At 67.3% G+C, this 23,075-nt stretch carries 24 protein-coding genes; 6 read left to right on the top strand and 18 right to left on the bottom strand.

What is annotated here, in order from left to right:
* The first annotated feature begins 245 nt into the window (after positions 1 to 245).
* Positions 246 to 1,193, top strand: a complete 948-nt coding sequence (locus IN820_RS13805) for a DUF1853 family protein (protein ID WP_193681507.1) — start codon at positions 246 to 248, stop codon at positions 1,191 to 1,193.
* A gap of 96 nt (positions 1,194 to 1,289) precedes the next feature.
* Complete coding sequence (gene chrA / locus IN820_RS13800; RefSeq protein ID WP_193681506.1) at positions 1,290 to 2,507, top strand: chromate efflux transporter; 1,218 nt, start codon at positions 1,290 to 1,292, stop codon at positions 2,505 to 2,507.
* Positions 2,508 to 2,647: 140 nt separating this feature from the next.
* Here the strand turns inward: chrA and IN820_RS13795 are convergent, their stop codons facing one another.
* A complete protein-coding gene (locus tag IN820_RS13795; protein ID WP_193681505.1) occupies positions 2,648 to 3,400 on the bottom strand; it encodes a sulfite exporter TauE/SafE family protein in 753 nt (250 codons plus the stop codon).
* A 111-nt stretch (positions 3,401 to 3,511) separates the two neighbouring features.
* Here IN820_RS13795 and IN820_RS13790 point away from each other — a divergent pair, with 111 nt between their 5' ends.
* Positions 3,512 to 4,468 carry a LysR family transcriptional regulator gene (locus tag IN820_RS13790; protein ID WP_193681504.1) on the top strand — a complete coding sequence of 319 codons (957 nt, stop codon included), beginning with the start codon at positions 3,512 to 3,514 and terminating at the stop codon, positions 4,466 to 4,468.
* Between the two features lie 152 nt (positions 4,469 to 4,620).
* Here the strand turns inward: IN820_RS13790 and IN820_RS13785 are convergent, their stop codons facing one another.
* The 6 genes from IN820_RS13785 to speE all read right to left on the bottom strand — a co-directional run bounded on the left by IN820_RS13785 (position 4,621) and on the right by speE (position 10,193).
* Entirely contained in the window at positions 4,621 to 4,962 is a 342-nt protein-coding gene (locus IN820_RS13785; RefSeq protein ID WP_193681503.1) for a ribonuclease E inhibitor RraB, read from the bottom strand.
* A gap of 207 nt (positions 4,963 to 5,169) precedes the next feature.
* A complete protein-coding gene (locus IN820_RS13780; RefSeq protein ID WP_193681502.1) occupies positions 5,170 to 5,904 on the bottom strand; it encodes a proteasome-type protease in 735 nt (244 codons plus the stop codon).
* Between the two features lie 93 nt (positions 5,905 to 5,997).
* Positions 5,998 to 6,795, bottom strand: coding sequence for a transglutaminase family protein (locus IN820_RS13775; protein ID WP_193681501.1), 798 nt, complete (start codon positions 6,793 to 6,795; stop codon positions 5,998 to 6,000).
* Positions 6,792 to 7,742 (bottom strand): alpha-E domain-containing protein, encoded by a 951-nt coding sequence (locus tag IN820_RS13770; RefSeq protein WP_193681500.1) that lies wholly within the window; start codon positions 7,740 to 7,742, stop codon positions 6,792 to 6,794. Before IN820_RS13770 ends, IN820_RS13775 begins: the two co-directional genes overlap by 4 nt.
* A complete protein-coding gene (locus IN820_RS13765) occupies positions 7,743 to 9,155 on the bottom strand; it encodes a circularly permuted type 2 ATP-grasp protein (protein WP_193681499.1) in 1,413 nt (470 codons plus the stop codon).
* A gap of 177 nt (positions 9,156 to 9,332) precedes the next feature.
* Positions 9,333 to 10,193, bottom strand: a complete 861-nt coding sequence (speE, locus tag IN820_RS13760; RefSeq protein ID WP_193681498.1) for a polyamine aminopropyltransferase — start codon at positions 10,191 to 10,193, stop codon at positions 9,333 to 9,335.
* A gap of 199 nt (positions 10,194 to 10,392) precedes the next feature.
* Here speE and IN820_RS13755 point away from each other — a divergent pair, with 199 nt between their 5' ends.
* On the top strand, positions 10,393 to 11,280 hold the full coding sequence (locus IN820_RS13755; RefSeq protein ID WP_193681497.1) for a DNA-3-methyladenine glycosylase family protein: 888 nt from the start codon (positions 10,393 to 10,395) through the stop codon (positions 11,278 to 11,280).
* A gap of 30 nt (positions 11,281 to 11,310) precedes the next feature.
* Here the strand turns inward: IN820_RS13755 and IN820_RS13750 are convergent, their stop codons facing one another.
* From IN820_RS13750 to aroC, 7 genes are all read right to left on the bottom strand, one after another.
* On the bottom strand, positions 11,311 to 11,502 hold the full coding sequence (locus IN820_RS13750; protein WP_193681496.1) for a PLDc N-terminal domain-containing protein: 192 nt from the start codon (positions 11,500 to 11,502) through the stop codon (positions 11,311 to 11,313).
* An 11-nt stretch (positions 11,503 to 11,513) separates the two neighbouring features.
* Entirely contained in the window at positions 11,514 to 11,717 is a 204-nt protein-coding gene (locus IN820_RS13745; protein WP_193681495.1) for a PLDc N-terminal domain-containing protein, read from the bottom strand.
* A 92-nt stretch (positions 11,718 to 11,809) separates the two neighbouring features.
* Positions 11,810 to 12,493 carry an acireductone synthase gene (gene mtnC / locus IN820_RS13740; RefSeq protein ID WP_193681494.1) on the bottom strand — a complete coding sequence of 228 codons (684 nt, stop codon included), beginning with the start codon at positions 12,491 to 12,493 and terminating at the stop codon, positions 11,810 to 11,812.
* Position 12,494: 1 nt separating this feature from the next.
* Positions 12,495 to 13,040, bottom strand: a complete 546-nt coding sequence (locus tag IN820_RS13735) for a 1,2-dihydroxy-3-keto-5-methylthiopentene dioxygenase (protein ID WP_193681493.1) — start codon at positions 13,038 to 13,040, stop codon at positions 12,495 to 12,497.
* A 36-nt stretch (positions 13,041 to 13,076) separates the two neighbouring features.
* Entirely contained in the window at positions 13,077 to 13,697 is a 621-nt protein-coding gene (locus IN820_RS13730) for a methylthioribulose 1-phosphate dehydratase (protein WP_193681492.1), read from the bottom strand.
* A complete protein-coding gene (locus IN820_RS13725) occupies positions 13,694 to 14,845 on the bottom strand; it encodes an MFS transporter (RefSeq protein ID WP_193681491.1) in 1,152 nt (383 codons plus the stop codon). The genes IN820_RS13730 and IN820_RS13725 overlap by 4 nt, the downstream gene beginning before the upstream one ends.
* 74 nt (positions 14,846 to 14,919) lie before the next feature.
* Entirely contained in the window at positions 14,920 to 16,011 is a 1,092-nt protein-coding gene (gene aroC / locus IN820_RS13720) for a chorismate synthase (protein ID WP_193681490.1), read from the bottom strand.
* Between the two features lie 158 nt (positions 16,012 to 16,169).
* Between aroC and IN820_RS13715 the strand changes: the two genes are divergently transcribed.
* Entirely contained in the window at positions 16,170 to 17,132 is a 963-nt protein-coding gene (locus IN820_RS13715) for an alpha/beta hydrolase (protein WP_193681489.1), read from the top strand.
* Positions 17,133 to 17,214: 82 nt separating this feature from the next.
* Positions 17,215 to 17,985: a hypothetical protein gene (locus IN820_RS13710; RefSeq protein WP_193681488.1), complete on the top strand. Its 771-nt coding sequence runs from the start codon at positions 17,215 to 17,217 to the stop codon at positions 17,983 to 17,985.
* 101 nt (positions 17,986 to 18,086) lie between these two features.
* Here the strand turns inward: IN820_RS13710 and IN820_RS13705 are convergent, their stop codons facing one another.
* The 4 genes from IN820_RS13705 to IN820_RS13690 all read right to left on the bottom strand — a co-directional run bounded on the left by IN820_RS13705 (position 18,087) and on the right by IN820_RS13690 (position 22,984).
* The gene (locus IN820_RS13705) at positions 18,087 to 19,049 is read right to left on the bottom strand and encodes a glucokinase (protein WP_193681487.1); all 963 of its coding nucleotides are present in this window, start codon (positions 19,047 to 19,049) and stop codon (positions 18,087 to 18,089) included.
* Entirely contained in the window at positions 19,046 to 20,875 is a 1,830-nt protein-coding gene (gene edd / locus IN820_RS13700; RefSeq protein ID WP_193681486.1) for a phosphogluconate dehydratase, read from the bottom strand. Before edd ends, IN820_RS13705 begins: the two co-directional genes overlap by 4 nt.
* A gap of 607 nt (positions 20,876 to 21,482) precedes the next feature.
* Positions 21,483 to 22,244, bottom strand: coding sequence for an SMC-Scp complex subunit ScpB (scpB, locus tag IN820_RS13695; RefSeq protein ID WP_193681485.1), 762 nt, complete (start codon positions 22,242 to 22,244; stop codon positions 21,483 to 21,485).
* Positions 22,245 to 22,285: 41 nt separating this feature from the next.
* The gene (locus IN820_RS13690; protein WP_193681517.1) at positions 22,286 to 22,984 is read right to left on the bottom strand and encodes a segregation and condensation protein A; all 699 of its coding nucleotides are present in this window, start codon (positions 22,982 to 22,984) and stop codon (positions 22,286 to 22,288) included.
* Between the last annotated feature and the right edge of the window lie 91 nt (positions 22,985 to 23,075).

Raw genomic sequence — 23,075 nt, 5'->3', positions numbered from 1 at the left:
CGCCGAATTATGGGCGAAACCGCGAAGCAGCGGCAAACGCTCCTCGGCTATGCTCAGGGCAATCGCGCTATGCGCTCGAAGAGCCGAAAACAGCGTTGGAAGGCTGGAGGCTGAACGACAGGCGGCCCGAGTGTGAGCGAAGATCCGACGTTTTTTCGTCCAGCTTTCCAGCCTCCAGCGCTTTTGTCGAATGGCCGTTGCGAAATAACGTCATAGCGCGATTTCCCTGCGGCTATTCTGCAGGCATGAACCTCCCCGACCTTGCCGACCTTCTGCCCCGCCTCCAGCATCCGCAGGTGCGCGACCTCGCCTGGACGATCCTTTCCCCACCCCTGCTGGGCGAGGCGCCCTGCAGGCAACGTCACCCCCTCGCGGCCAGCCGCTGGAGCCGTGAACCCGGCCTGCTGGCCGGCTGGCTCCTACGCCAGGATACGGATGTTTCGGTGCTCGAATCCTGGCTGGGGCGCAGCAGCATCCGCCGGCTGGGGCTGTACTACGAGCGCCTCTGGCAATTCGCCCTCAGCGAGGCGCCGGACATCCGGCTGCTCGCCGCCAACCTGCCGATTCGCCAGGCCGGGCATACCCTGGGCGAACTGGACCTGCTGCTGCACGATCCGGAAGGCGTGCAACACCTGGAGCTGGCGGTGAAGTTCTACCTGGGCCTGGAGCAGGGTGACGGCAGCCGGCACGCCCGCTGGCTGGGGCCGGGTAGCCACGACCGACTCGATATCAAGCTCGACCATCTGTGCCGCCATCAGTTGCCGCTGGCCAGTCGCCCGCAGGCGCTCGCCGTACTTGGCGAGCTGACCCGCAGCCCGGTAAACAGCAGTTTCTGGCTCGGCGGCTACCTGTTCCAGCCATGGCCGCACGGTTGCACGGCGCCCCATGGCGCGTATCCGGCTCACCTGCATGGACGCTGGCTACGCCAGGCGCAATGGGAGCGGTACCAGGCGCAGACGCCCGATGCGCTCTGGCTGCCGCTGCCCCGCCCAGCCTGGCTGGCGCCGGCGCGCCTGGATGCCTCTCAACTGTGGGAACGCGCCCGCTTCGCCGCCTGGATCGCCACGCAACCGGCCGCGGCCCGGGCCCAGTTGCTGGTCCGCGTGTGCGCGACGGCCACGGGCGACTGGCTCGAGCAGGAGCGGCTGTTCCTGATGTCGGATGAATGGCCGAGCATGCCGGCCTGGTCGTAGCGCGGCGAGTAGCCCGTTTGTCATGGCGAGCGGTTAGACTCGCCTGAGCCCGGCCCGCGCGCCACCTCATCGGATTGCCATTCCATGGTTCCAAGCATGCCCGCTGCCTCGAAAGACTCCGGCGAAACCTCGCAACGCAACGCCTGGGCGGTATTCCTGGTGTTCCTGCGCCTGGGGCTGACCGCCTTCGGCGGCCCGGTGGCCCATCTCGGCTATTTCCGCGACGAGTTCGTCCAGCGCCGACGCTGGCTGGACGAGCGCAGCTATGCCGATCTGGTCGCGCTCTGCCAGTTCCTGCCCGGTCCCGCCAGCAGCCAGGTGGGCCTGGCGGTCGGCCTGGTGCGCGCCGGCTATCGCGGCGCGCTGGCGGCCTGGGCCGGATTCACCCTGCCCTCGGCGCTCCTGCTGACATTGTTCGCGCTGGGCATCGCGTGGGCCGAAGCCTTGCCGGACGGCGTGCTGCAGGGGTTGAAGATCGTCGCCGTGGCGGTGGTGGCCCAGGCCGTCTGGGGCATGGCGCGCACGCTCTGCCCCGATGCCCCACGCATCGCCATGGCCCTCGGCGCGGCCAGCACCGCCCTGCTGCTGCCCTTCATCTGGGGGCAGGTCGGCGTCATCGTGCTGGCCGGGCTGATCGGTCTGCTGCTGTTGCGCCCCGAGCTGAAAGGCGAGCATGCGGCGCTGCCGATCGCCATTGGCCGACGCAGCGCGCTGATCTCGCTGGGCCTGTTCGCGGCACTGCTGCTCACCTTGCCCCTGCTGGCCCGCCATACCGGGAACCAGGCGCTGGCAATGGCCGATGCGTTCTACCGTGTCGGCTCGCTGGTATTCGGTGGCGGCCATGTGGTGCTGCCGCTGCTGCAGGCGGAAGTGGTCCCCAGCGGCTGGATCGACAACGGCACCTTCCTCGCCGGCTATGGCGCTGCCCAGGCGGTGCCGGGGCCGCTGTTCACCTTCGCCGCCTTTCTCGGTGGCTCGATGAGCGCCGAGCCCAGCGGCTGGCTCGGCGCGGGCTTGTGCCTGGTGGCGATATTCGTGCCGTCGTTCCTGCTGGTGATCGGTGTACTGCCGTTCTGGGAACGTCTACGTGCCAGCCGGCATACCCAGGCGGCGCTCGCCGGGGTCAATGCCGCAGTCGTCGGCCTGCTGCTGGCGGCACTCTACGATCCGGTGTGGACCAGCGCCATCGAGGGCGTCGAGGACTTCGTCCTGGCGTTGCTCGCCCTGGCCGCCCTGATGCTCTGGAAGCTGCCCCCCTGGCTGGTGGTGCTGGCGGGTGCTATCGGCGGCTGGCTGCTGAAAGCGCTTGTCTGAGTGCACGGGGTCCCCCCTCCTGTAGCACGTTGGGCTTCGGCGCTACGCGCCTCAACCGCAACCTACGCCATTGCATATGTAGGCTGGGTTGAGCCCCGCGAAGCCCAACGCGCGCCAGCATCCGAGCAGCCTTCGAGCGCTCAGATCTCGAGCGCCAGCAGTACCGCGCTGAGCACCAGAAACAGGCTGAACAGCAGACGCAGCAGGCGCTCCGGCAAGGCGTGGGCGAAGCGCACACCGAGGCTGATGCTGAGCAGGCCGCCCACCGCCAGGGGCAGCCCCAGTAGCCAGTTGACCTGGCTGTGCAGCGCATAGGTGACCAGCGTCACTCCGGTGCTGGGTGCCGCGAGGGCCAACGAAAGCCCTTGGGCGACGACCTGCGACGTGCCGAATACCGTGGTCAGCACCGGCGTGGCGATGACCGCGCCGCCTACCCCGAACAGCCCGCCGAGCGCGCCGGAAAAGGCACCCAGCACACCGAGCCAGGGCCAGGGATGGCGCAGCTCGCCGTTACCGGCAGGCGGCTGCAGGAAGACCCGCAGCAGGGTGTAAGCCGCCAGCGCCAGCAGGAAGCCGACGAAGATCAGGCGCATGCGCCCGGCATCCAGCGATACCGCGATGGCGGCGCCGAATATGGCGAAGCAGAAACTGGCGCCAGCCAGCGCCCCGGCATGGCGCCAATCGATGCGGTTACGCTGGTGATAGCGCCAGATCGCCAGCAGTACGTTGGGCACCACCATCACCAGCGCGGTCCCCTGCGCCAGTTGCTGATCGAGCCCGAACAGCACGCCGAGCACCGGAATCGCGATCAACCCGCCGCCGATGCCGAACAGCCCACCGAGGGTGCCCAGCACCAGCCCCAGCAATACGTTCAGCCCGATATCCAGCACCATGCGCTCACTCCTGCCTTTACGAAGGCGGCCATGCTACGCGCTCACGGCTAGCATCGATATGCAAAGCCACGCAAAATGGCTTTGCCAGAATCGCACAAGCACGAGACAAGAATGCAACCCGACGCACTCTCCGCTCAGCTCAGCCTGTTCATCGACGTACTCGATGCCGGCAGCTTCTCCGCCGCCGCGCGCCGCCATGGGCTGACACCCTCGGCCGTCGCCAGGCGTATCGATACGCTGGAAAAGTCGCTGGGCTGCCTGCTGTTCAGCCGCAGCACCCATGCCGTCAGGCCGACGCCGGCCGCGTTGGCCTTCGCCGAACGGGCGCGGCGGATCGTGCAGGAACTGCACCTGGCCCGCGCCGAAGCCGCATCGCTCGACAGCGCCCCGGAGGGTCGAATCCGTGTCGACGCGCCCGCGCCGTTCGGCCGGCGTCACCTGGCGCCGGCCCTGGCGGCGTTTCTCCAGGCCTACCCCGGCGTGGATATCCAGTTGCGCCTGATCGACAGTTTCGTCGACCTGCACGGCGAGCACCTGGGCAAGGCCGACCTGCTGCTGCGCATCGGCCCGCTGGCCGATACCCGGCTGGTGGCCACGCCGCTGGCGCCCATGGTGCGCATCGTCTGCGCCAGCCCGGCCTATCTCGAGCGGCGCGGCGTACCGACCCATCCACAGCAACTGCTCGAGCACGACGGTCTGGACTGGGACGCCCTGGCGCCACCGCATGCCTGGCGCTTCGAACAGGAGGGTCGCACGCAGCCATTCCGTCCGCGCCGCCTGCGCATGATCACCAACAATGCCGAAGCGCTGTTGGCCGGCGCCCTGGCGGGACTCGGCATCGCCCATCTGCCGACCTGGCTGATCAGCGACTACCTGTTGCGCGGCGAGCTGTTGCCGCTGTTCTGCGACAACGGCCTGCCGGAACCCGAAGCCAGCGGCATCTATGCCCTGCGCCTGACCCGGGAAGCCGACACGCGAAGCCGGCTGTTGCTGGCGTTTCTGAAAAGCCGCTTCGGCCCGGTCCCACCCTGGGACCAGGCGCTGCAAAGCGGTTTCAAGAGGGATTGAACGAAGCTCGGGCGATCCGATAACGCGGTAGGTTGGTGCTGAGCGCAGCGAAGCCCAACGGGGATCGGCACGGACGTGTTGGGCTTCGTCGCTTCGCTCCTCAACCCAACCTACAGGCTACACACTGCGCCACCCTATGAATCCCGACGACGCTACGGACTCCGCTCTTCGATTTCCTGGGTGACGCCCCAGCCATCGAGCACGCCGCCAAGGGGCTCGACCAGGTCCTCCAGATCCTGTTCGAAGTCGCCGATGCCGTCGAACGTCGCGTACATCACCTTGCTGACCTGCAGGTTCCAGGCTCCGTCCTCACGCGCAAAGACCTGCGTATTGATGGTTTCGCCGCGAAAGTTGCGTGCGGCCATTTGTGCTCGGTCCTGCTCCGGGAAGACCGCATAGAACTCGATGGGGTGCACGCGGGCGAAATCGAAACCGCCCTCCTTCATCCGGCGCAGAACGGTGCTGCTGACATCCTCGTGGAAGGTGGTACTCATGAAATCAACCTCCTCTCAAGCGTGGATGGATTCGCCGGCCTCCGTTGGGACAGGCTTATGGAGAGCGAGCGAACGGGTCACGACTGCGTGAAGCGAAACGGTGCGAGCATCTTCGATGCCCACGATGACAAGCTAGCAGGCTGCCAGCCCGGTTGCACGAACACGCTGAATGCTCGGCGCGTCGGCGGCCGCCATGAAAGCAGCCTCTCAATCCAGATAGAACCCCGGTGCCGCCGGCAGTTCAACCAGCATGCGCCGCAGGTTGCTGCACCATTGCCCACGGATATCCTCGTAGTAGGCGTCGCCTTCCTCCACCCGATAACCGTCCGGTACCTGCAGGCTGTCCTTGCGATAGACCAGCACGTCCAGCGGCATGCCCACCGAGAGGTTGCTGCGGATGGTCGAGTCGAAGGAGATCAGCGCGCAGCGCAGGGCCTGCTCCAGCGCCGTCGTATGGCATAGCGCACGATCGAGGATGGGCTTGCCGTACTTGCTCTCGCCGATCTGGAAATAGGGCGTGTCGACCGTCGCACAGATGAAGTTGCCCTGCGGGTAGAGGTTGTACAACTGCGGCTCCTCGCCCGCGATCTGCCCGCCGACCAGAAAGGAGCTGCTCATGTCGATCCCCGACGCCATGCTCGGTGACGCATCGTGTTCGACCACTTCGCGCAGCGTCTCGCCCACCAGGCGCGCCGCGGCGAACATCGTCGGCACGTTGTGCAGGTTCGCGCCCTCACCCAACAGGCGGTGCCGCAACAGGCTGACCACGGCCTGCGAGGTGGCCAGATTGCCGGCCGTCTGCAGCACGATCAGCCGCTCGCCGGGGATGCCGAAGCGGTAGAGCTTGCGAAAGGTAGCGATGTGATCGACGCCAGCGTTGGTCCGTGAATCGGAAACGAACACCAGCCCATCGGCCAGGTTCATGGCGACACAGTAGGTCATGGCTCGTGAGGCTCTAGTGGATGAGGAGCGGCCGCAAGCGGCGCGCGGATGGTAACCCAACCGCCGCGCGCTGCAAGCCGGGGCAGCGCACGATCATTGCTGGCCCATCATCTGCATCGGCATGACCTGCACCCGGGCGTGCATCGACTCGCTGCCGCCGCCACGCCGCATGCCGCGCACCGGGCAGGCATCGAGATAATCCAGGCCCACCGCCAGTTTCAGGTGCCGATCCGGCCGAACCAGCCGGTTGGAGACGTCGAAGCTGTACCACTGCCCGTCGATCCAGGCCTCGGCCCAGGCATGGCTGGCCAGGTGATCGCTGTCGTCAGCCAGCAGATAGCCGGAAACGTAGCGCGCCGGGATGCCCAGGCTGCGGGCGCAGGCGACGAACGCATGGCTGTGATCCTGGCAGACCCCGGCGCCACCGGCGAAGGCCTGCGCCGCCGTGCTTTCCACCTGGGTCGCGCCCGGCGTGTAGGTCATGTGGTCGGCCAGCGCGTGCATCAGCTCGGCCAGGGCGTCGCGCTCGCGGCGGGTGCCGCACTGGCGGCGGGCGAAGTCGATCAGGGCATCGTCGGCCTGGGTCAGCGGACTGGAGCGCAGGAACGGCAACGGCGAGGCGGTTTCGGCCTCGCATTCGCAGGCCTCGTCGATTTCCACCTGGCCGCGGGCGCGGATGACGATCTCGTCGTGCGGCTCGTCCAGGGTCAGCACGTGCAGCACGTTGCCATAGGGATCGCGCTGCGCCCGCGCCGGCCGCGGCAACTCCAGCTCCCAGCTATACACGTGCTGGCGCTGGCTCTGCTGGGGCGTTAGGCGCAGGTACTGGATGCTCGCGCGTACCTGGTCCTGGTAGCGGTAGCTGGTGTCGTGGGCGATGGAGAGTTTCATGCGGCCTCCAGGTAGGAAGAGTGAATGGCACTGCCCAGCCGGCCGATCTGCTCGACATAGGCGGTGATCCAGTCGTGCAGGCCGATTTCCAGCACTTCGTCGATGCTGGTGTAGCGCAGCCCCGCGTCCAGTTCGGAGGCCAGGCGCTGCGCCGGCCGGCCGTTTTCTCCCGGCAGGCTGGCGAGTATCTGTTGCAGCTCCACCAGGCAGGCGCGCAGCGAACGCGGCACGTCGGCGCGCAACAGCAACAGCTCGGCGACCTTGGCCGTGCGCGGCGAGCCGCGGTAGATCTCGGCGAAGGCCTCGAACGAGGACAGCGCGCGCAGCAGCGCACTCCATTGGTAGTAGGCGCGGGCCGAGCGGTCGTCGAGGTTCTCGCTTTCCTCGCCGAGCAGTTCGTGGCGGGCATCGAGCAGACGCAGGGTGTTGTCGGCGCGTTCGATGAAGGTTCCCAGGCGGATGAAGCGGTAGGCATCGCTGCGCATGATGGTGCCCACGGTGGCGCCGCGGAACAGGTGCGAGCGCTCCTTGACCCATTCGCAGAAACGGCTGATGCCGTAACGCCCCAGGCCCTGCTCGGCGATGCCGCGCATCTCCAGCCAGGCGGCGTTGATGTTCTCCCACATGTCCGAGGTGATGCGCCCGCGCACGGCATGGGCATTGCTGCGCGCCAGGCGCAGGCAGTTGAACAGGCTGGCGGAGTTGCCTTCATCGAGGGCGAAGAAATGCAGCATGCGCTCGGCGTTGAGCTGGCCATGACAGGCCAGGTAATGGTCCAGCGTGCCGGTGATCAGCAGCGGCATGGCCAGTTCGTCGAGGCCATCGCCACGGCCGTCCTGCGGCATCAGCGACAGCGAATAGCTGACGTCCAGCATGCGCGCCATGTTTTCGGCGCGTTCCAGGTAGCGGGACATCCAGTACAGATCGGCAGCGGTTCTACTCAGCATTCAGCAATCCTCCACGATCCAGGTGTCCTTGGTGCCGCCGCCCTGCGACGAGTTGACCACCAGCGAGCCCTCGCGCAGCGCCACGCGGGTCAGGCCTCCGGGTACCAGGCGGGTTTCCCGGCCACTGAGCACGAACGGCCGCAGGTCGATGTGGCGCGGGGCAATGCCGTTCTCGACGAAGGTCGGGCAGGTCGACAGGCTCAGGGTCGGCTGGGCGATATAGGCGCCGGGATTGGCCTTCAGGCGGGCGCGGAAGGCCTCGATCTCTGCGGCACTGGCCGCCGGGCCGACCAGCATGCCGTAGCCGCCGGAGCCCTGGGTTTCCTTGACCACCAGCTCCGGCAAGTGCGCCAGCACGTGGGACAGCTCGTCCGGCTTGCGGCATTGCCAGGTCGGCACATTGGCGAGGATCGGCTCTTCGTCCAGGTAGAAGCGGATCATGTCCGGCACGAACGGGTAGATCGACTTGTCGTCCGCCACGCCGGTACCGATGGCGTTGGCCAGCACCAGGTTGCCCGCCCGATAGGCCGACAGCAGGCCGGGCACGCCCAGCGCCGAATCCGGATTGAACGCCAGCGGATCGAGGAAGGCATCGTCGAGCCGGCGATAGATCACATCGACCTGGCGCGCGCCGGCGGTGGTGCGCATGTAGACGTGCTCGTCGCGCACGAACAGGTCCGCCCCCTCGACCAGCTCCACGCCCATTTCGCGGGAGAGAAAGGCATGCTCGAAGAAGGCGCTGTTGAAGCGGCCCGGCGTCATCACCACAACGCAGGGGTTGTCCAGCGGGCTCGAGTGCTTGAGCGTTTCCAGCAACAGGTTGGGGTAGTGGTTGATCGGCGCGATGCGCTGCGCGGCGAACAGCTCGGGGAACAGCCGCATCATCATCTTGCGGTCTTCGAGCATGTAGCTGACGCCGCTGGGCGTGCGCAGGTTGTCCTCGAGCACGTAGTAGGTGCCGTCGCCGTCGCGCACCAGGTCGACCCCGGCGATGTGCGCATAGGTGTCGCGATGCAGGTTCAGCCCTTGCATCGCCGGTTGGTAGCCCTCGTTGGCCAGCACCTGCTCCGGCGGAATGACGCCGGCCTTGAGGATGCGCTGCTCGTGGTAGAGATCGGCGAGAAACAGGTTGAGCGCCTGCACCCGCTGGATGCAGCCCCGCTCCACGGTGCGCCATTCACTCATCGGGATGGAGCGCGGAATGGTGTCGAAGGGGATCAGCCGTTCGGTGCCCTGTTCGTCGCCATACAGGGTGAAGGTGATGCCGGCGCGGTGGAACAATAGATCCGCCTCGCGTCGACGTTGCGCCAGCACGTCGGATGGCGTATCGGAAAGCCAGGCCGAGAAAGCCTGGTAATGCGGGCGGCATGCGCCGTGCGCGTCGTGCATCTCATCGTAGAAAACGCGGTCCATGCGGAGCCCTCGAACAGTAACCTGCCCAACGACAGTGCAAAGCTCGCGCCACGCTGAATAACCTTTGTAGAACAAAGGCTTTGGAGGAAAAACGAAAACGGCCCGCACCATTTCCGGGCGGGCCGCGCGGCCTGGATCGGGTCGGCGCCCCGTTATGAGACGCCCATCACAGGCGGATCAATCGTTGCTGGGCTTGTTGATGGCCTGCAGCACGTACTGCGGCAGCGCGAACGCGCCGAGGTGGACGTGCGGGTTGTAATAGCGAGTGACGATGCCGCTGCCGGCGAAGCGCTGCAGCAGGGTGTCCAGCGGTAGCTTGCGGCTTGCGGCATTGCAGGCGCCCCAGGCGAAGGTCATGGCACCGCCGATATAGGTCGGCACCGCGGCCTGGTAGAAGTGCCAGTCGGCGAACAGCCCGTTCATGCGCCTGGCGGTGGTCTGTACTTCACCGAGCTGCATGAACGGCGTGCCGTTCTGGGTCACCAGGATGCCGCCCTCGTTCAGGCAGCGGCGGCAGGCCTGGTAGAAGTTCTCCGAGAACAACACCTCGGCCGGGCCGATGGGATCGGTGGAGTCGGAGATGATGACGTCGAAGGTCTCCTCGGTGGTCGCGACGAAGTTCATGCCGTCGTCGATCACCAGGTTCAGCCGCGGGTCCTCGAACGCACCGGCGGAATGATTCGGCAGGAACGCCTTGCACATGTCCACCACGGTGCCGTCGATCTCGACCATGGTGATGCTCTCGATGTCGCGATGGCGCGCAACCTCGCGCAGAATGCCGCCGTCGCCGCCGCCGATGATCAGCACGCGCCGCGCCAGCCCGTGGGCGAGAATCGGCACGTGGGTGAGCATCTCGTGGTAGATGAACTCGTCGGCCTCGGTGGTCTGGATCACGCCGTCGAGCGCCATCACGCGGCCCATGCGGGCGTTCTCGAAGATCACCAGGTGCTGGTGTTCGGTACGCACTTCATGCAGCAGCTTGTCCATCCGGAACCGCTGGCCGTATCCCTCGTAGAGAGTTTCCTGATAGTCGCTCATGGGGTGTCTCCCTTGGCAGGCGGTCGAAAACACAGGGAATTCAACGACCTGATAGCTGGCTGGCGTAACGGGTGGTGTCTGGCAGCCACCCATGGAAAAGGACGCGCATTCTACGTTGGCTGGTGTTACAGGGGGAACCACGGGTTTCGAAAGCGCGCTTCGGGACGACAGGCAGAGCGCTTGCGGCTAGGCTTAGATGATGTTCGAACCTCTCTACCTGCCCTATCGTGCACCCTGGGACTGGCAGCAGTTCCACCGCCATTTCGCCCTGCGCCTGCTTCCCGGCGTCGAGCGGCTGGACGCCGAGCGTTACAGCCGCAACCTGCGCCTGGGCGATGCCAGCGGCTGGCTCAGCGTGCGGCCGCTGGCGGACCGCCCCGCACTGGAATTGACGCTCAGCGACTCGCTGCAGCCGAGCCGGCAACTGCTCGTCGGCAAGGTGCGCAAGATGTTCGACCTCGACGCCGACCCGCAGGCCATCGCCGAGCATTTCGCCACCGACCCGGCGCTGGGCCCGCTGGTCGCCGCCCATCCCGGGCTGCGCCTGCCGGCGGCCTACGATCCGTTCGAGCAGGCGGTGCGCGCCGTAGTCGGCCAGCAGGTGACGATCAAGGCGGCGGTGACCATCACCCGGCGATTGCTGGAGCGCCTCGGCGAACCGCTGCCGAATGCCCCGCCCGGGCTGCAGCTGTTGTTTCCCACCCCGCAGGCGATCGCCGAGGATGCGCTGGAGAACATCGGCATGCCCGCCAAACGCGCACAGGCGCTGCGCCGCCTCGCCGCAGCGGTGGCCGAAGGCGCACTGCAGCTGCATGTCGAGGACGGTGCCGAGGTGCTGGTCCGGCGCCTGTGCGAGCTACCGGGCATCGGCCCGTGGACGGCCGAGTACATCGCGTTGCGCGGTTTCGGCGAGGCGGACGCCTTTCCCGCCGCGGATCTCGGCCTGCTCAAGGCGCCCTTGTGGGGCGACGGCGGCATCAGCGCCAGGGCGCTGGCCGCACGCGCGGAGGCCTGGCGGCCATGGCGAGCCTATGCGGCGATACATATCTGGCAGGATTACGCGGCGACGCCAGCGATTCGAGCCTGACCAGTGCTAGTCGCTGGCGAGCACATACCGTTATAGCCGCGCCTTGCCGAATGGTCCCGCCGCCACCGCCCACATGATCAGCCCGACCACCGGCAGCAGCATGATGACCAGGCTCCAGATCACCTTGCGGCCAACCTCGATATGGCTGCGCCAGACATGCGCGATGGCCAGCACGTCCAGCACCAGTACCACCAGGGCCAGCGGCCCGCTCAGGCTGTCCATGGTGCCGTTCTTCAGAGACCGCGCTGATCGGGGCGGTTGCCGCGCGGCCCCATGATGCCCCAGATGATCAGGCCGACGACCGGCAGAACGACGATCAACAACACCCAGAGCACCTTCTTGCCGGTGGTACTGTCACTGCGAACTACGCTGATGATCGCCCAGATATCCAGGATCAGGATGAGCAGGCTGAAGATACCGCCGAAGGCATCCGACATGGGTACGCTCCTGTGTGGGTGGGGTACCTAATCTAGGATGCCGACGTGGCGACAGGGTTCAGTGCCGTTCCCGCTTCGTTCGCGGCCCCGGGTCAGAGCCGCGCCGGGTCGATCAGGGCGAAGCTGGCGACCGTCTCGTGCGCGCCCAGCGTGCCGCCCTCGCGGGCCAGGCCGCAGGTCTGCATGCCGGCCTGCTGCGCGGCATCCAGTTCCTCGACCACGTCGGAGAGAAACAGCACGTCCCCGGCGGGCAGGCCGATGGCCGCGGCGATGCGCCGGTAGGAGTCGGCCTCGCGCTTGTGCCCCGAGGTGGTGTCGAAATAGCCGGAGAACAGCGGCGTCAGGTCGCCGGCCTCGGAGCAGCCGAAGATCAGCTTCTGCGCCTGGATCGAGCCGGAGGAATAGACGTAAAGCCCGTAGCCTTCCTGCTTCCAGCGCTTCAGCGCCGCCACCGCATCCGGATAGACGTGCCCCTTGAGCTGCCCGGCCCGATAGCCCTGGGCCCAGACCATGCCCTGCAGCGCCTTGAGTGAGGTGGCCTTGCGGTCGCTGGCGATCCAGCCGAGCAGGATCTCGATCACCCGCTCGACGTCCGCTCCGCTTTCGCCGCTCTCGCTGCGCGCCGCCTCGATCTGCGCCGCCACCGCCGGTTCCCCGGCGTGGCTGCGGATGTACGCGGGCAGGTGCTCGCGGGCGTAGGGGAACAGCACGTCGAAGACGAAGCTGACCGCGCTGGTGGTGCCCTCGATATCGGTGAGGATGGCCTTGACCGGCATCTCAGTCCTCCAGGCGCGGGAAGCGGCTGGCGATGTTCTCGCCGGTGAACTGGGCGACCCAGCCTTCGGGATTGTTGAACAGGCGGATGGCGACGAAGTGCGGGTTCTCGCCCATGTCGAACCAGTGGCGGGTGCCGGCCGGCACCGAGATCAGGTCGTTCTTTTCGCAGAGCACGGCGTAGACCATCTCCTCGATGTGCAGGGTGAACAGCCCGCGCCCGGCGACGAAGAAGCGCACCTCGTCCTCGGCGTGGCGGTGCTCGTCGAGGAACTTGGCGCGCAGCTCGGCCTTCTGCGGATGGTCGCTGTCCAGGCTGATGACGTCGACGGTGACGTAGCCGCGCTCGTTCATCAGCCTGTCGATCTGCGGACGATAGGCGGCGATCACCTCCTCCGGGCTGGCACCGGCGGCGATCGGCGCGCTGGCTTCCCAGCGCTCCAGGTGGACGCCGACATCGGCCAGGGTCGCGGCGATGTCTTCGACGTGGGTCAGCACCTTGAGGGGTTGTTCCGGACGGCTTTCGTGGTAGACGCTGAGGACGCTCATGTTCGGTTCTCTCTTGGAATGGGTGGACGGACGGGATCAGCGGGGCTGCAGCGCGCGCATTTTCAGTTCGCAATCGAAGAGGAACTCGAAGGCCTCGATCTGGCGCAGCGCGTCGCTCATCTTCTCGCCCCAGGTATACAGGCCATGGCCGCGGATCAGGTAACCGACGCAGTCGGGATGCTCGTCCAGCCAGGGTTGCACCCTGGCCGCCAGCCGGGCGATATCCTGGTCGTTGTCGAAAATCGGCACCAGCACCTGCGATTCGTGGGTCGAGACGCCACTGAAGGCCTTCTGCAGTTCGTAGTCGGCGAACACCAGCGAATCGCTTAGCGTCAGCCGCGAGAGCACCGTGGCGTTGACCGAGTGAGTGTGCAGCACCGCGCCGATTTCCGGCTTCCAGCGGTACAGCTGGGCGTGCAGCAGCGTCTCGGCGGACGGTTTCTTGCCTTCTTCCAGGCTGTTGCCGTCCATGTCGACGGCCAGCAAGTCGTCCGGCGTCAGTTGCCCCTTGTGCTTGCCGGATACGGTGAGCAGCACCTCGGCACTGGTCAGGCGCGCCGAATAGTTGCTGCTGGTGGCCGGCGACCAGCCGCGGCCATAGAGAAAACGCCCGGCATCGATGATCGCCCGGGCCAGGTGTTCACGCGTGGCAGTCATGCCCGATCCTCCTGCAAACGGAAAGCAATGATAACGGCTGCGGCCAGCGCCGCCAGACTGGCGATGGCGAAGGTCCACACCGGGCCGAGGCTGTTCCAGCTGTAGCCCGAATACAGCGCGCCCAGCGCACCCCCGACACCGGCCAGGGTGGCGTACAGGGCCTGGCCCTGGCCCTGCTGACGATGGCCGAAGCTGCGCTGGACGAAATGGATCGCTGCGGCATGGAAGCTGCCGAACGTGGCGGCATGCATCAGTTGGGCGATCAGCAACACGGCGAGGTGATCGGCCAGGCTGCCCAGCAACAGCCAGCGCAGGGCGGCGATCAGGAAGCTGGCGACCAGCACCTGGCGCAGCGAGAAACGTTCGAGCAGCCGCGCCATCGCCAGGAACAGCAGCACCTCCGCCACCACGCCCAGCGCCCACATCAGCCCGATGGTGCCGCGGGCATAGCCCAGCGCCTCCAGATGGATGCTGAGAAAGGTGTAGTACGGCCCGTGGGACAACTGCATCAGCGCCACGCAGCCGTAGAAGGCCAGCACCCCGGGCCGGCGCAACTGGGCGAGAAAGCCGCCCTGCCCCGGCGCCTCGGAGCGCTGCCGCGGCTGGGCATTGGGCACCCAGAGACTGCCGGCGACGATACCGAGCATCACCGCGACCACTGCCACGGGATACAGGTCCAGACTCAGGCGCTGGAACAACTGGCCCAGGCCGGCCACCGCAAGGATGAAGCCGATGCTGCCCCATAGGCGGATCCGGCTGTAGCCTTCTGCCTGCTCGTGCAGATGCGCCAGGGTGATCACCTCGAACTGGGGCAGCACCGCATGCCAGAAGAACGCATGCAGGGCCATGACCAGCGCCAGCCAGGCATAGCTTTTATCGAAGAGAATCAGGCCGAACGACAGCAGCGTGCACACGGCGCCGAGCCGGACGATCTGCAGCCGCCGTCCCGTGGCGTCGCCCAGCCAGCCCCAGAGGTTGGGCGCGATGCAGCGCATCAGCATGGGAATCGCGATCAGCTCGCCGATACGCGCCGGCGAAAAGCCCAGGTGCTCGAAATACAGCCCGAGAAACGGCGCGGTCGCGCCCAGCAGGGCGAAATAGAACAGGTAGAAGCCGGAGAGGCGCCAGTACGGCAAAGAAGCAGTCATAAGCTACAAGCTTCAAGCGGCAAGCAGAAACAGCACAACGGCCCACTTGCAGCTTGTGGCTTGAAGCTTGCCGCTCAAAGCTGCCCCAACACCGGCGTGGTCACCCGCACCTCGGCGTTCTGCGCGCGATGGCGCAGCAGGTGGTCCATCAGCACGATGGCCATCATCGCCTCGGCGATCGGCGTGGCGCGGATGCCCACGCAGGGGTCGTGGCGGCCCTTGGTGATCACCTCCACCGGGTTGCCGTCGACATCGATGGAACGTCCCGGGGTGGTGATGCTGGACGTCGGCTTGAGCGCCAGGTGGGCGACGATCGGCTGGCCGGAGGAAATCCCGCCGAGGATGCCGCCGGCGTTGTTGGAGAGGAAACCCTCCGGGGTCAGCTCGTCGCGGTGCTCGGTGCCGCGCTGGGCGACGCTGGCGAAACCGGCACCGATCTCCACGCCCTTGACCGCGTTGATGCTCATCAGCGCATGGGCCAGCTCGGCGTCCAGGCGGTCGAAGATCGGCTCGCCGAGGCCCGGCATCACGCCTTCGGCGACCACGGTGATCTTCGCGCCGACCGAATCCTGGTCGCGGCGCAGCTGGTCCATGTAGGCCTCGAGCTCCGGCACCTTGTCCGGGTCGGGGCTGAAGAAGGCGTTGTGCTCGACGCCGTCCCAGTTCTTGAACGGAATCTCGATCGGGCCGAGCTGGCTCATGTAGCCGCGCACGACGATGCCCTGGCTGGCCAGGTACTTCTTGGCGATGGCGCCGGCCGCCACGCGCATGGCGGTCTCGCGCGCCGAGCTGCGACCGCCGCCGCGGTAGTCGCGGATGCCGTACTTGTGGTGGTAGCTGTAGTCGGCGTGGGCCGGACGGAACAGGTCCTTGATCGCCGAGTAGTCCTTGGACTTCTGGTCGGTGTTGCGGATCAGCAGGCCGATGGCGCAGCCGGTGGTCCGCCCCTCGAACACGCCGGAGAGGATTTCCACCTCGTCGGCTTCCTGGCGCTGGGTGGTGTGGCGGCTGGTGCCCGGCTTGCGCCGGTCGAGGTCGTGCTGCAGGTCCTGCAGCGACAGCTCCAACCCCGGCGGGCAGCCGTCGACGATGGCCACCAGCGCCGGGCCATGGCTTTCGCCGGCGGTGGTGACGGTGAACAGCTTGCCGTAGGTATTGCCGGACATGCAGGGCGCTCCGCGATCGACCTAAGAAACAGGGGGCGGAAGTATACCTGAGCCGCGCTCGGTTTCATCGATCCTGATGGCGGGGCATACTGCGCAACGGCGAGCCCTAGGGTCTTGTTGCCGCGCCCAACCCGCTCAATGACAAGCGAAGCCCCTCCATGCGTTTCCTGCCGATACTGCTGCTATTGATCATGTCCATCCCTTTCGCCCAGGCCCAGACGCTGCTCAACCAGACCCTGAATCTGGACACCGGCCACGGCGTGCTGCAGGGCAGCCTGCTGCTGCCCAAAAGCGACCGGCCGTTGCCGGTGGCGCTGCTGATCGCCGGTTCCGGCCCCACCGACCGCGACGGCAACAACCCCGGCGGACGCAACGACAGCCTCAAGCGCCTGGCCCAGGGGCTGGCGAAACGCGGCGTGGCCAGCCTGCGCTACGACAAGCGCGGCGTCGGCGCCAGCCTGGCCGCCGCGCCGGACGAGCGCGACCTCAGCGTCGAGGCCTATGCCGACGATGCGCTGGCCTGGAGCGCCAAACTCCGAAGCGACCCGCGTTTCGCCGAACTGATCCTCATCGGCCACAGCGAGGGCGCGCTGATCGCCAGCCTCGCCGCGCCGCGGTCCGAGGCCACCGCGCTGATCGCCATCGCCGGCAGCGGGCGGCCCATCGACGAAGTCTTGCGCGAACAGTTGCAGGGCCGGCTGCCGCCCGCCCTGCTCGCCAGCAGCCATTACCTGATCGACGAACTCAAGGCCGGGCGTACCCACGCGCAGGTGCCCGAGCCGCTGCAGGTGCTGTTCCGGCCCAGCGTGCAGCCCTACCTGATTTCGCTGTTCGCCCAGGACCCGGCGGCAGCCTTCGCCGCGGTTGGCATCCCGGCGCTGATCGTCCAGGGGCGCACCGACATCCAGATCGGCATCGAGGACGCACGGGCGCTCGCGCGTGCCAAGCCGGATGCCCGGCTGGCACTGATCGACGGGATGAACCATGTGCTGCGCATCGTACCGGCGGATGACCGGCAACTGGCCTCGTACGACGACCCGGAACGGCCGATCGCCCACGCCCTGCTCGAACGAATCGCCGAATTCCTGCAGGATAATGGCATCCTGCCAGCCTCCAGTTAGGCCTCGGACGGCCGATAGCCCGCGAACAACGGCCCGATACGGCTCCTGATCGAACCGGCACGCAGGCCAAGGAAACGCGCAGATGACCGATACCCAGACCACCGATGAAGACCAGGCAACGCCGCCGCCACACCCATGGGCCGAGCTGCTGCCCGACCGTTTCCGGCTGTTGCGCCTGGCGCCGCTGCCGACCGAGCGCGACGGCGGCGCGCGCCCGCTGCGCTTCGTCGAGTTCGCCCAGGTGGAGCGACACACGCCCGAGCAGAGCCTGCTGCGCCTGTTCATCAACGTTCCCGGCCAGATGCGGTCGCGCAAGCACAACGTCCTGGAGGTCTGGGCCGATCATCGCAGCAAGGAACTGCGCTTCGGTCCGGATTCGGGCCTGCACATCGAACCGGCCAATCGCGGGCTCGGCCGCTTCCTGCTGGCGCAGGGCGCCGCCTGGGCGCAGAAGCGCTGGGCGCATTACCTGGTCGAAGGCGGCTCGCTGCCCAAGGATGCGTCCAACGACGATTACCGCCTGCGCCGCGACCATTGCCTGCGCACCCAGGGTTTCGACATCAACTATCCCCAGGCGCAGCAGCAAAAGGCCACCTATGGCGCCCCACGCGTCAGCGCCCTGCGCCCGGACTGGAACGGCGAGAAGGTGCAGATCGTCGAACTGCAGGAAGCCGCGGCGATGCTGGAACAGGCCGATCGCAATCTGCAGGCGCAGGACAACCAGATCCGCGAACTGCAGGAACGCATCGCCCGCTTCCGCCGCGAGGACGGCGCACTGCGCTTCACCATCGTCTGCCTGATCGCCCTGGCGCTGTTCCAGGCCGGCCTGCTGATCTGGATGGCGACACGCTGAGCCGCGGATCGTGCCCGCCGCCATCCACTGGACGACCCCGTGGACCTACGCCCACACGGACGTAGGCTGGCGCTGAGCGCAGCGAAGCCCAACAATCGCCCTTAGGTATCCTCGAGCAACGCCTGCAGTGCCACGCCAGCGCCCTCCAACCCCGGATAGGCCGCGGTCACCAGCCACACCGGCAACCCGTCGAAGTAGCCGCTCATGCAGCCCTTGTCGCGCAGGCTGTGGGTGAAGTCGCTGCGCAGGAACAACTCGGCGAAGCGCGGCACCATGCCGCCGGCGATATAGACGCCGCCGCGCGCGCCCAGCGTCAGCACGTTGTCCCCGGCGATACGCCCGAGCCAGCGGCAGAACTGCTGCAGCACCTCCACGGCGTAGGGCTCGCCGGCGAGCGCGGCGGCGGTGACGCCTGCGGGCGAATCGAGCAGCGCCTCGCGGCCATCCAGCGCACTGCAGGCCCGATACAGCCTCAGCAGCCCCGAACCGCTGAGCACCGCTTCGGCACTGACATGGCCGAGCGTACGGTGCAGATACGCCCAGATCGCCGCTTCACGCTCGCTCCCGAGCGGCAGGCAGACATGCCCCCCCTCGCCCGGCAACGCACGCCAGCCGCCGCCTTCCAGCGGCAGCAGCGCCGCGACCCCGAGGCCGGTACCGGGACCGATGACCAGGCGCGGCCGGCCCGGTTCGGGCTCACCCGCGCAGACCGTGACGCGCTCGTTCTCGCGCAGGCGCGTCATGCCCAGAGCCATGGCGGCGAAGTCGTTGATCAGCAGCAGCTCGCTCAGCCCCAGCGCCTGACAGAACGCCTTGCGGCTCAGCTGCCAGTGGTTGTTGGTGAAGCGGAAGCTGTCGCCGTCCACCGGCCCGGCGCAGGCCAGGCAGACCGCGTCGAGCGCATCCAGCGGCAGCCCGATCTCGGCCAGATAGGCCAGGATCGCCAGTTCGGGGCGGGCATGATCCGCCGTCGGCAGCACCCGGATCTGCTCGATGCGCTGGTCGCGCCAGAGGGCGAAGCGGGCGTTGGTCCCGCCGATGTCGCCAACCAGAGCCGTTTTCACTCGAGCGCCTCCAGACTCTCGGTGAAGGCGCTGGCGCCCCGCTCGGCGCTGCTGAACGACGCGCGCATGAAGGCGAACAGCTCGCGGCCGCAGCCGATGCCCATGTCCGCGGGGCGGACGGCCGGCTCCCGTGCGTCCCACACGGCCTGGTCCACCAGTGCCCGCAGCTCACCGGTCTCGCCGTCGACCCGGATGATGTCGCCATCGCGCACCCGCGCCAGCGGCCCGCCATCGAGCGCCTCGGGGCAGACGTGGATGGCCGCCGGGACCTTGCCCGACGCGCCGGACATGCGCCCATCGGTGACCAGCGCCACCTTGTGGCCGCGGTCCTGCAACACACCGAGGAAGGGCGTGAGCTTGTGCAGTTCCGGCATGCCGTTGGCCTTCGGCCCCTGGAAACGCACCACCGCGATGAAATCGCATTCCAGCTCGCCGGCCTTGAAGGCCGCCGCCAATTCGCTCTGATCGATGAAGACCCGCGCCGGGGCCTCGACCACGCGGTGCTCGGGCGCCACGGCGGACACCTTGGTCACACCGCGCCCGAGGTTGCCCTCCAGCACCCGCAGGCCGCCTTCGGGCGAGAACGGCCGCGCAGCCGGTCGCAGGATGCCCTCGTCGAGGCTCTGCAACGGGCCGTCGCGCCAGACCAGCCGGTCGCCGTCGAGGAAGGGTTCCTGGATGTAGCGCGTGAGGCCCTTGCCGACCACGGTATGCACGTCCTCATGCAACAGCCCGGCATCGAGCAGCGTGCGCACCATGAACGGTACGCCGCCGCAGGCGTGGAAATGGTTCACGTCGGCCTGGCCGTTGGGATAGACCTTGGCCAGCGTCGGCACCACTTCGGAGAGCTCGGCCATGTCCTGCCAGGTCAGCTGGATACCGGCGGCGCGGGCGAAGGCCGGGATATGCAGGGTATGGTTGGTCGAGCCGCCGGTGGCGTTGAGCGCGACCACGGAATTGACGATGGCCTTCTCGTCGACGATCCGGCACAGCGGCGTATAACTGCCGGCCTGGGCGGTCAGCCGGGTCACCTGCCGCGCCGCTTCGCGGGTCAGGGCGTCGCGCAGGGGGGTATAGGGATTGACGAAGGACGCGCCCGGCAGGTGCAGGCCCATGATCTCCATCACCACCTGGTTGGTGTTGGCGGTGCCGTAGAAGGTGCAGGTTCCGGGACTGTGGTAGGACTTCATTTCCGATTCCAGCAGCTCCTCGCGGCTGGCCTTGCCCTCGGCGTAGCGCTGGCGCACCTCGGCCTTTGCCTTGTTGGGGATGCCCGACGGCATCGGCCCGCCCGGCACGAAAACCGTCGGCAAGTGACCGAAGCGCAGCGCGCCGATCATCAGGCCGGGGACGATCTTGTCGCAGATGCCGAGCATCAGCGCGGCGTCGAACATGTTGTGCGACAGCGCGACGGCGGTGCTCATGGCGATCACCTCGCGGCTGGCCAGGCTCATCTCCATGCCCGCCTCGCCCTGGGTCACGCCGTCGCACATGGCCGGCACGCCACCGGCGAACTGGCCCACCGAGCCGACCTCGCGCAACGCCTGCTTGATCAGTTCGGGAAAGTGCTCGTAGGGCTGGTGCGCCGAGAGCATGTCGTTGTAGGCCGAGACGATGGCCACGTTGGCCTCGTTCATCAGGCGCAGGCGCTGCTTGTCCTCGCCCGAGGCGCAACCGGCGACACCATGGGCGAAGTTGGCGCATTGCAGCTTGCCCCGTTGCGGGCCTTCGCCGGCCGCGGCGGCCATCATCGCCAGATAGCGCTCGCGGGTCTTGCGGCTGCGCTCGACCAGGCGCTCGGTGACTTCCAGAACTCGCGGATGCATGCCTTACTCCTGCTGGGACAATCGAGTGTCGGTTGATCGGGTGCCAACCGTGTCAACTGTTCGGTGATTCAGACAACCATAAACCATCCGGGATCGGTTGGCGTTCCGACGCGCCGTTCGAAGCTGCGACCGCTCGGCGCCCGTATCCGCCAGCCGCGCGCTTTCGCGCCCCTACGATGCCTGTAAAAACGCCAAGACCGGCAGGGTGGATAACGCCGCGTGCGGCTTATCCACCGCGGGCACGAGAGCAAGGCGAACGGCATGGCGCTTCTTGTAGGAGCCGGCTTGCCGGCGATCGGCGCTGCGCACCGCCGCGGTTCGCCCGCAAGCGGGCTCCTACGGTGTGCAAGAAGGGTACTCCGCGTTTGCGCCCACCGGACGCGTGGGCAAGGCTTCGCCGTTGCCCACCCTACGAACTGTAAAAACACCAAGACCGGTAGGGTGGATAACGCCGCGTGCGGCTTATCCACGTCGGGCAAGGCGAACGGCATGGCACTTAGTTGTAGGAGCCCGCTTGCGGGCGATCACTGCACGCCACCACGGTTCGCCCGCAAGCGGGCTCCTACGGTGGTGCAAAATGCCCAACGCCATCCCCCAAAGCCGGCGCTCATTGCGCCGGCTCGTCGTCCTCCGGCGAGGCCTCGACTTCCAGCAGGTCGTCGAAGTCCGTCTTGAGCCCCTGCTCCATGCCGTCCAGCTCGGCCAGCAGACTGCGGAAGCTGGTCTGTTCGCGCGGTTCCGTCTCTGCCTCCTGCGCCGCCACGTCGGCGCGTGCCTGCAGCGCGGCGGGCACGGTCGCGTCCTCCTCGTCGAGCACCGGCCGCAACTCGGGCTCCATCTCGCGCAGCACGGCGAGCGGCGGCAGTTCGTCGAGGTTCTTCAGGTTGAAGTGATCGAGAAACTGGCGGGTGGTGGCGAACATCGCCGGCCGCCCCGGCACGTCACGATGGCCGACGACGCGAATCCACTCGCGCTCCTGCAGCGTCTTGACGATCTGGCTGTTGACCGCGACGCCGCGGATGTCCTCGATCTCACCGCGAGTGATGGGCTGGCGGTAGGCGATCAGCGCCAGGGTTTCCAGCAGCGCGCGCGAGTAGCGCTGCGGCCGCTCCTCCCAGAGCCGGCCGACCCAGGGCGAGAAGCGCTCGCGCACCTGCAGCCGATACCCACTGGCGACTTCCTTGAGTTCGAACGCACGACCCTTGCAGGATTTCTCCAGGACCTCCAGGGCCTTTTTCAACTGTGCCGAAGACGGCCGCTCGCCCTCTTCGAACAGCTCGCCCAGGCGCTCCAGTGAAAGCGGCTTGCCGCTGGCAAGCAGAAAGGCTTCGAGCAGCGAAGCCAGATCCTTGGGATCGGAAAGGTCCACGGGGTGCTACCTCAACAGTTGTGCGGGTGCGCCGCGCCGGTCTATTCGGTGCGGCCGCGTACATGGATCGGCGCGAAGGGCTCATTCTGCACCAGCTCGACCAGCGATTCCTTGATCAGCTCGAGCACCGCCATGAAGGTCACCACCACGCCGAGCCGCCCTTCCTCGACGCGGAACAGCGTGACGAACGGAACGAAGCCGCCGCCCTTGAGGCGCTCGAGCACCTCGCTCATGCGCTCGCGGGTCGACAGCGCCTCGCGGGTGACCTGGTGGCTTTCGAACATGTCGGCACGGCGCAGCACCTCGGCCATGGACACCAGCAGCTCCTCCAGGCTGACGTCCGGCAGCAGCTTGCGCGCCCGCGCCTGCGGCGCATCGAGGCGCGGCACCTGCAGCTCGCGACCGACCCGCGGCAACTCGTCGAGGTCCTCGGCCGCAGCCTTGAAGCGCTCGTACTCCTGCAGGCGGCGGATCAGTTCGGCGCGCGGGTCGTCTTCTTCCTCGGCGACCTCGGCCGAGCGCGGCAGCAGCATGCGCGACTTGATCTCGGCGAGCATCGCGGCCATCACCAGATACTCGGCCGCCAGCTCCAGGCGCACCGACTTCATCAGCTCGACGTAACCCATGTACTGGCGGGTGATCTCCGCTACCGGGATGTCGAGGATATCGATGTTCTGCTTGCGGATCAGATAGAGCAGTAGGTCCAGCGGCCCCTCGAAGGCTTCGAGAAAGACCTCCAGGGCATCCGGCGGAATATACAGATCCAGCGGCAGCTCGGTGACCGCCTCACCATAGACCAGCGCCAGCCGCAGCTGCTCGCCGGGCTGGATC

This window comes from Pseudomonas lopnurensis (assembly GCF_015070855.1).
Taxonomy (GTDB): Bacteria; Pseudomonadota; Gammaproteobacteria; order Pseudomonadales; family Pseudomonadaceae; genus Stutzerimonas; species Stutzerimonas lopnurensis.
The sequence above is the reverse complement of the archived record's forward strand: the minus strand, read 5'-3'. Positions and strand labels throughout refer to the sequence as shown.